The following is an 8,463-nucleotide window of genomic DNA, read 5'->3' on the forward strand; positions in this document are numbered from 1 at the left end:
GGAGTGTGCATCACGCGCAGCCAGTAGGCGCATCCCGCATCAGAACACACGAAGGGCCCGCCACGTGAGTACGTGACGGGCCACTGGTTTCGTGGAGTAGGAGTGTTGCGCCTTAGTCCGCGAAAGCTTCTTCGATCAGCTGCTTCTCCTCGATCTGGTGAACCTTCGATACACCTGTGGCCGTCGAGGACTGAGCCCGTCGGGACACACGCCGCATGGGGAGCATGTCGGGCACAAGTTCAGGCAGATGCAGCGCGAGGAATGGCCACGGTCCCTGGTTAGCAGGCTCATCCTGGCAGAACCGAATCTCGGTGGCGTTCGGGTACATGTCGAACGCTTCCTTCAAGCGACGGAACGGTACCGGGTGCAGCATTTCCAGACGGATAATGGCCAGATCATCACGGCCATCCTTCTGACGCCGCTTTTCCAGATCCCAGTACAACTTGCCGGACACCAGCAGGATCTTCTTCACCTTCGACGTATCACCGGTGGCGTTGCCGTCGGCATCGACGAAGTTCGGATCATTAATCACCGAGTGGAAGCGCTTGACCTGGGTGAAGTCCTCCACCGAGGAGGTCGCCATCTTGTTACGCAACATCGACTTCGGCGTCGCAACGATCAGCGGACGGCGAAGATCACCCAAAGCATGACGCCGGAGCAGGTGGAAGTAGTTCGCCGGCGTGGACGGCTGAGCCACCGTCATCGAACCCTCGGCGCACAGTTGCAGGTAGCGCTCGATACGCATGGAGGAGTGGTCCGGGCCCATGCCCTCATAGCCGTGCGGCAGCAGGAGGATCAAGCTCGATTGCTGGCCCCACTTGGCCTCACCCGACGACACATACTCGTCGATAATCGTTTGCGCACCGTTGGCGAAGTCACCGAACTGTGCTTCCCACGCGACGACGGCATGGGGATTGCCGACGGAATAGCCGTATTCAAATCCCATGCCCGCGAACTCAGTCAGCGCGGAGTTGTAAACCAGGAAGCGGCCACCGTTGTCGCCGTCCTGCGCCAACTTCTGCAGCGGGTTGTACTCATCGGAGTTTTCCGCGTCGATGTAGACCGCGTGACGCTGGGTGAACGTGCCGCGGCGGGTGTCCTCACCGGCCAGGCGAACGAGTTTACCCTCACGCGCTAACGAACCGAATGCGAGAAGTTCGCCGAAGCCCCAGTCGATCTTGCCGTTACGCGACATCTCGCCACGCTTCTTCGCCAGAGGAGCAACACGCGGGTGGAGGTGGAATCCCTCGGGCGGGTTGGTGAAGACATCGCCGATAGCAGCAACTTCTTCTTCCGTAATCGAAGTATCCAGCCCACGAGGCAGCTCCTGTGCCGAGGTAATACCCGACTGCTCAGCAGGCTTGCCGCCCTTCTCTGCGGCGCGGACGTCGTTAAACACGGTTTCCAGCTGCTCGCGGAAGTCGCGCTTAACGATCTCGACCTCATCCTCAGAGAGATCACCACGCCCGACCAGGCTGCGGGTGTAAATGTCACGCACAGTCGGCTTGTTATCGATGATCTGGTACATCTCGGGCTGCGTCATTGATGGATCGTCAGCCTCGTTGTGGCCACGGCGCCGGTAGCAGATGAGGTCAATGAACACATCTTTACCGAACTGGCGTCGATACTCGACGGCCAACTTGGCAACCCAGACCACAGCCTCAGGGTCATTCCCGTTGACGTGGAACACGGGGCACCCGAATGCCTTGGCCAGGTCCGTCGCGTATTGGCTAGACCGGCCCGAATCCGGGGTCGTCGTAAACCCGATCTGGTTATTCACTGCGATGTGGACAGTACCGCCGACGGTGTAACCACGAAGCTGCGACAGGTTGACGGTTTCCTGCATGATGCCCAGGCCCGTCATAGCAGCGTCGCCGTGGACCAGGATGGGCATCACAGAGAAGCCCTCATTGCCACGGTCCAGAATGTCCTGCTTGGCTCGAGCAATGCCCTCCGCGACGGGGTTCACGGCCTCCAGGTGTGACGGGTTCGCCGTGAGGGTGACGTCGACTTCACCGTCATTGAACATGGAGATGAAGTGGCCAGTTTCACCCAAGTGGTACTTCACGTCACCGGAACCACCGGGGGAGGCGGGGTCGATATTGCCCTCAAACTCGGTGAAGATCTGCGAGAAGGGCTTGCCGACGACATTCGCCAGGACGTTCAAACGCCCGCGGTGAGCCATACCGATGACAACTTCGTCGAGCCCTTGAGCAGCGGCAGTGTCAATGGCGGCATCCATCAACGGAATAAGAGACTCCGCGCCTTCGAGGGAAAATCGTTTCTGCCCGACGTACTTCGTCTGGAGGAAGTTCTCAAACGCCTCCGCAGCGTTGAGCTTCTGCAGAATGTACTTTTGCTCAGCTCGTGACGGCTTGGGTTGGCCGGCCTCAATGCGCTCTTCCAACCAGAGGCGCTCGTCGCGGTCCAGAATGTGGTTGTACTCGTAGCCGACTTTGAGGGTGTAGGCAGACCGCAAGGTGCTGAGCACTTCGCGAAGCGTCATGACCTCTTGCCCAGCGAATCCACCGACATGGAAGCGTCGGTCAAGATCCCACAAGGTCAGCCCATGCGTCGCGAAATCGAGATCGCGGTGGTCGGGGATGGGAAGCCCCGGCTGGTGCCACTGCAGCGGGTCGGTATCCGCGATCAAGTGACCACGCGACCGATACGCCTCAATCAGCTGCATCACGCGCGTATTTTTATCCACCCCAATGTTGGGCAGATCCTGCTCCCACCGGAAGGGGACATACGGGATCTTCAGTGACTTGAAAATGTCATCCCAGAATTCGTCGTTAATCAGGAGACGGCCCAGCTCACGGAGGAATTCTCCGGACTCCGCACCCTGAATAATCCGGTGGTCATAAGTCGATGTAATAGTAACTAGCTTGCCGACGCCTAATTCCGCGAGGCGGTCTTCTGACGCACCTTGGAACTCCGCGGGGTAATCCATGGATCCGACGCCGACGATCGTTCCCTGTCCCTTCGTCAACCGGGGAATCGAGTGGCGAGTGCCGATGCCACCCGGGTTCGTCAGCGAAATGGTGACGCCTTGGAAATCTTTCATCGTCAGCTTGCCATTGCGGGCGCGGACGACAATGTCTTGGTAGGCGTCGACAAACTCGGAGAAGGACAGCGTCTCCGCGGCCGGGATGGAGGCAACAACCAAGTTGCGGCTGCCATCCTTATTCGTCATGTCGATGGCCAGGCCCAAATTGATGTGCTCTGGGGTGACGATGGTGGGTTTGCCGTCGACAACCTCGTAGCGGTTGTTCATCGACGGGTGAGCTAAAACGGCCTTGACCAGCGCGTAGCCAATAATGTGTGTGAAGGAAATCTTCCCACCACGCGTACGCTTGAGCTGCTCATTAATCATGGCGCGGTTTTCGAACATGAGCCGCGCGGGCATATCGCGCACCGACGTTGCCGTCGGAATCTCCAGCGAGATGTCCATATTCTTCGCAATGGCCTTCTGCGGGCCACGGATCTTCTTCGACCCAGCCTCAGGCAAGGACGAAGGAATATCTACGTGGTCACGCTTCTGAGAAGGTGCCTCTTTCTTGGCCCGTAATTCGCGCTGCACTTGTGCGCGCTTATGAACCTTCGGTTCGTCGTGACGGGCGGGCTTCGCCGCGGCAGGTGCCGATGCTTGGTTCGTGTTTCGGGTGTGGGCAGAAGGCTCCTCAATGTGTGACTTTGTCCGGTCGGCCGTCTTCTCTGCCACGTTTTGTTGAGAGGGCTTCTTCTCTGCGGCCTGGTGTTCAGCGCGCTTGCCCTTAATAGTTTTAGCTTCGCCAGATCCGGAAGAAGCTGTATCAGATTTCTTTGCAGCAGTATTGCTATTGGTAGCTTTGTGAGCTCCGGAGGGTTCGGTGCCAGCCGACGATTCGGGGGCGCCATTTTTCTCAAAGAACTCGCGCCATTCCTTATCCACTGACTCCGGGTCCTTCGTGAACTGCTGGTACATGTCGTCGACCAGCCACTGGTTCTGGCCGAAGGAATTATCGCTGTTCACAGCGGGTGCTCGCCTCATTTCGTCGATTGTGACTCACTTCTCTACAGAGTAACCGCTTATGCCTTTTGTCGCCCAAAACGGGGCCCTTTTGGAGGTCTTTTCCGCACAAGAGGGTGCCCCCGTTGGTGTCAACTAGGTGTCGCTTCCTCCGGAGACCGAATGTTTCCACAGGTCAGCGTAGATTCCTTGGCGGGCGAGAAGTTCATCGTGATTCCCCGTCTCGACGATCCGCCCCCCATCCATGACGAGAATGCGATCCGCTTGTGCCGCGGTAGCCAAACGGTGGGCCACAATCACGCTCGTTCGATTCGACATCAACCGCGTGCTAGCGGAAAGAATCGTTTTTTCCGTGGCCGGATCAAGTGTCGACGTCGCCTCGTCGAGAAGCATGAGCTGCGGTTTTACCAGTTCTGCGCGCGCGAGTGCGATGAGCTGACGCTGGCCGGAGGACAGCCCGCGCCCATCTTCACCCACCGGCGCAAGGAAGCCTCCGGGGATGGCGGCGATGGCGCGGAGGGCGCCGATGCAGCGCGCGGCATGAATGACCTCATTCGGCGTTGCTTCAGGTTTGCCATAGGCGATATTCGAGGCGATAGTCCCCGCAAAAAGGTGTGATTCCTGTGGGACGAATCCGAGCGATCCACGCCACGCCGCCAGGGTGACGTCGCGGATATCGGTATCCACCGCCCGCACCGCGCCAGCTGTCGGATCATAAAAACGGGCCAAGAGCTTCACAATCGTTGATTTACCCGCGCCCGTCGCCCCGACGACTGCCACCGTGGAGCCCTCGTCGATAGTCTCTGACACCTCGTGGAGGACGTCCACACCGTTCGAATACGCGAAGGTGACGTCGTCTAAGGATAAGGAGCCCTCCGGAACATGTGTCTCGCGTCCAGAGTCGGGGACCGATGTCGACTGCGACAACAAGTCACTAATGCGTCGCAACCCAACCTCGGCCTGCTGATACATGTCGAAAACCTGGGATAGCTGCTGGATGGGCGCGAAAAGGAGGTTCATGTAGATCATGAACGCCACAAGCACACCGGCTGTCACCGTGCCATTGAGCACCATGACCGCGCCTACCCCCACGACGGCAGCGGAGGCCAATTCGGAGAGCGCATTAATGCCAGGGAAGTAAATGGAGACCACCGTTTGCGCCTGCATACGCAACCGCCGATACTCCAGCGCACTATGCGTAAAACGCTCGACATCGGAGTCTTGCTGGTTGTACACCTGCGAGGTGCGGATGCCATTAACCAGCTCCTGGAAATCCGCATTCACCGTCGAAATTTGGCCGCGAGCTTCCGAATACAAGCGCGACGAAATTCGCCGGAAGATCACCGTGGCCACAATCACAATGGGTAACGACGTCAATGCCACCAGCGCCAGGCGAGGGGCGGTCACCAGCAACATGATGCTGACACCGATCAAGGTCGCCCCCGACACGATGGCCTGGGCCAAACCCTCTTGGAGGAACTTCGACAAGGAGTCGATATCGGTGGTCATGCGGGTCATGATCCGACCGGACTGAGTCGTCTCGAAGTAATCGAGCCCGAGGCGCTGAACATGAGCAAAGGACCGCAAACGGAGCCCATAGAGCAACCGTTCACCTGCCCGCGACGTCAAAATGGTGTTAATCGTGCTGGCAATCCATGCCGCCACCACGATGATCAGCCCCAACACGGTTGCGGTGACCAGAGCGCCCGTATCTTTATTGCCGACGCCGGCGTCAATGGCGTGACGCACGAGGGTCGGGAAGACGACGTCGGCAGTGACCAAGGCACATAACGTGGCAATGACCGCGACGAGTAGCCATTTCACCGTGCCAAGTAACCCGCGCAAACTGAACGGTGTGGAGTCGTTGCGGAACGATTCCGCGTCAATCTTGGGCTGTTCGGTAGCGGGGGAGAGCTTCTCCACCATCGCCAGCACCTCAGGGGTGGCGGGCATTCCGGCGGCGGAGCTTCCTTGGCCCAGGCCAGCGCCTAGGCCACTGCCAGCCAGCGCGGCCCCCGACGCAGAGAGGTCGTCCCCCGCGGTGGCTGCCGCGCCGGGCTCATCCATGTCCTGATCCGCGGGCCAGAGCGTCGCCAGGTCCGGTTCGTGCCCGTCGTCGAACGGGACGACGGATGCGTCGGCGTCGTGGCGTGGCAAGGCCATGAGCTCGGAAAAGTGCGGGCTCGATTCCTGGAGTTCGTCCAGAGTTCCGTACGCGGTGACGGTGCCGGCCTCAACGAGTGCGATGTGGTCGGCCAGTGCAAGGGTGGAATGGCGGTGCGCGATAAGGAGCAGCGTGACGGACCCTTTCCGCGCCTTCAAGGCTGCGATGATGGCGGCCTCAGTCGTGGCGTCGATAGCTGAGGTCGCGTCGTCCAAGATCAGCACCCTTGCACCGGAGACCAGTGCCCGCGCTAATGCGATCCGCTGCCGCTGACCACCCGATAGCGTCAGGCCGCGTTCCCCAGCGACCGTGTCATAGCCGTCCTCCAGCTCCATGATGAAGTCATGGGCGCTGGCATCCTTAGCTGCGGAGATGATGTCCTCATCCGTCGCCCGCGGATTCGCCAGCGCAATGTTCTCGCGCACAGACCGCGAATATAGGAAGGGCTCATCGAACACAGCGGAGACCGCGTGCCGTAGATCGCATTTCCGGATATCGGTGATATCGACGGACTCGTGGTCGGATCCAGATCGGCCGACGTCACCATCGTTGTGGGTGCCGTCGTGAGTGGGGGAGGGACGTCCAGAGGTTGTTAATCGAATTGTCCCCTCTGAGGCCCGATAAAATCCCTCCGCGAGTTGGACGAGCATACTTTTACCCGCGCCGGGTGGGCCTACTAGCACAGTGGTTTCGCCCGGGGCAATGTCCAGGGAGAAGTGATTGAGAATACGCTCACCCGCAGGTTTTGACGCGTCCGACGAGTTCGCTGGGTCACTGTCCCGCCGATCACTCTCGACGCCCGTCTGAATCTCAGCGTCTGTCTGCGGCTGGGAGAAAGACACGTTATCGAACGAAATCCCCAGCGGCCCGTCGGGAATGCGCGAGGGAGAAGCGGGATCAGAATCCGCCTCCAGATCGACAACATCGAAAACGCGGGACACGGAGGACAAAGCCATCTGCATCGAGATCGCCATATTGGACAACATGCGACAAATGCCGGTCAACGTCGTCAAATACGTGGAAAACGCAAGGAAAATACCAATGGTGATATGACCGTTCAACGCCAGCCAACCACCGATCGCCACATTGGCAACCAACGCGAGGTTCGGCAGCTCAGCAAGCGTCGGCAAGAATTTCGCCTGTTGATGAGCAGCGCGCATCTGCAGCGCGTACAGCGTCCGGCCCAGTTTGTCCAGAGTGGTGATCTCGCGCTCCTCCTGCGCGAATCCCTTAACAACCCGCACACCCGTCACGGTTTGCTCAACATGTGTAGCGACATTCGCGGCCTGCTGCTGGGCCGTCCAGGTCGACGCAAAAATCGAACGCTTACTCCATAAACCGACGATGACCAGGATCGGCGTCACGATCACCGCGGCCAGCGACATCTGCCACGACAGTGTGAACATGACCACAAGAATGATGGCAAACTTAACGACGCTTCCTGCCGCGAGAGGAAACATCGCTAGGAGCCCCTGGACCATGTTGAGGTCGGAAATTGAACGAGAGACAACTTGCCCCGTGCGGATGTCGTCCTGATCCTTACCGCCCAGGCGGACAAGGCTGCCAAGGACACGAATCCTGAGTTCATGCTGCGCCCACTGGCTCATCTGCCCTGCTAGGTAGCGTCGCGAGAATTGGAACGCGTATCTCAAGAGCGCGATGACCACCATGACAACAATCACCGCGGTCAGCGGCGTCCACCCGGTCGAGGAAGTTATCCACGACCACAAGGCGGTCGGGCGCGCTTGTTCCGTCGCTGTGTCGACGGCTCGTGCGGTGACAAGCGGAATCAAGATTTCTGCGATGGTGACGGCCAATGTGGCTTCCATCGCTCCCCACGTGTAGTACGGGTGAATCATGCATACGCGGAAAAGTCCACGTAGATCATGCTTTCGTGGGGCTTCGGCATCAGTCTTCTCACTGGCGACGGCGCCAGTGGAGGTGTCCTTGGTGTTCGTCGTTGTCGTGTTCCTTGTTTCCAATGATTATTAGCGCTTGCTCGTTAGTCGCTGCTGCTTGTGTCGTTACTCTTGTCATCGCCGCTCTGGGCCATCTTTTCCCATGCGTTTTCTAACGCTGTGGCAGCGTCGGATGATCCGGCGTCACCTTGCTCCAGGGCACGGGTAGTGTCGGGCCACACGAGCGGCGGTTCGCCTAGCGTTGCGCTGACGTGCTCGATGGCTTTCGAGGCAATTTTCCTGTTGAGGGTACCGCCCATGAGAGCGCCAATGCCCAGCGGAAGTGCCTTGGCAACCATGCTGGTGGCAGCCCGTTTACGGATCCTCTT

Annotated in this window: 2 protein-coding genes and 1 pseudogene; all 3 read right to left on the reverse strand. The window is 59.2% G+C overall.

The annotated features are described in order from the left end of the window. Positions 1 to 112: 112 nt before the first annotated feature. A complete protein-coding gene (locus Q3981_RS04835) occupies positions 113 to 4,033 on the reverse strand; it encodes a multifunctional oxoglutarate decarboxylase/oxoglutarate dehydrogenase thiamine pyrophosphate-binding subunit/dihydrolipoyllysine-residue succinyltransferase subunit (protein WP_303124327.1) in 3,921 nt (1,306 codons plus the stop codon). Positions 4,034 to 4,147: 114 nt separating this feature from the next. Next, a complete protein-coding gene (locus Q3981_RS04840) occupies positions 4,148 to 8,158 on the reverse strand; it encodes an ABC transporter ATP-binding protein (RefSeq protein ID WP_303124328.1) in 4,011 nt (1,336 codons plus the stop codon). Positions 8,159 to 8,178: 20 nt separating this feature from the next. Next, positions 8,179 to 8,463 (reverse strand): annotated as a pseudogene (locus Q3981_RS04845) (hypothetical protein); the annotation flags it as partial.

Source organism: Corynebacterium sp., assembly GCF_030530965.1.
Lineage (GTDB): Bacteria > Actinomycetota > Actinomycetes > Mycobacteriales > Mycobacteriaceae > Corynebacterium.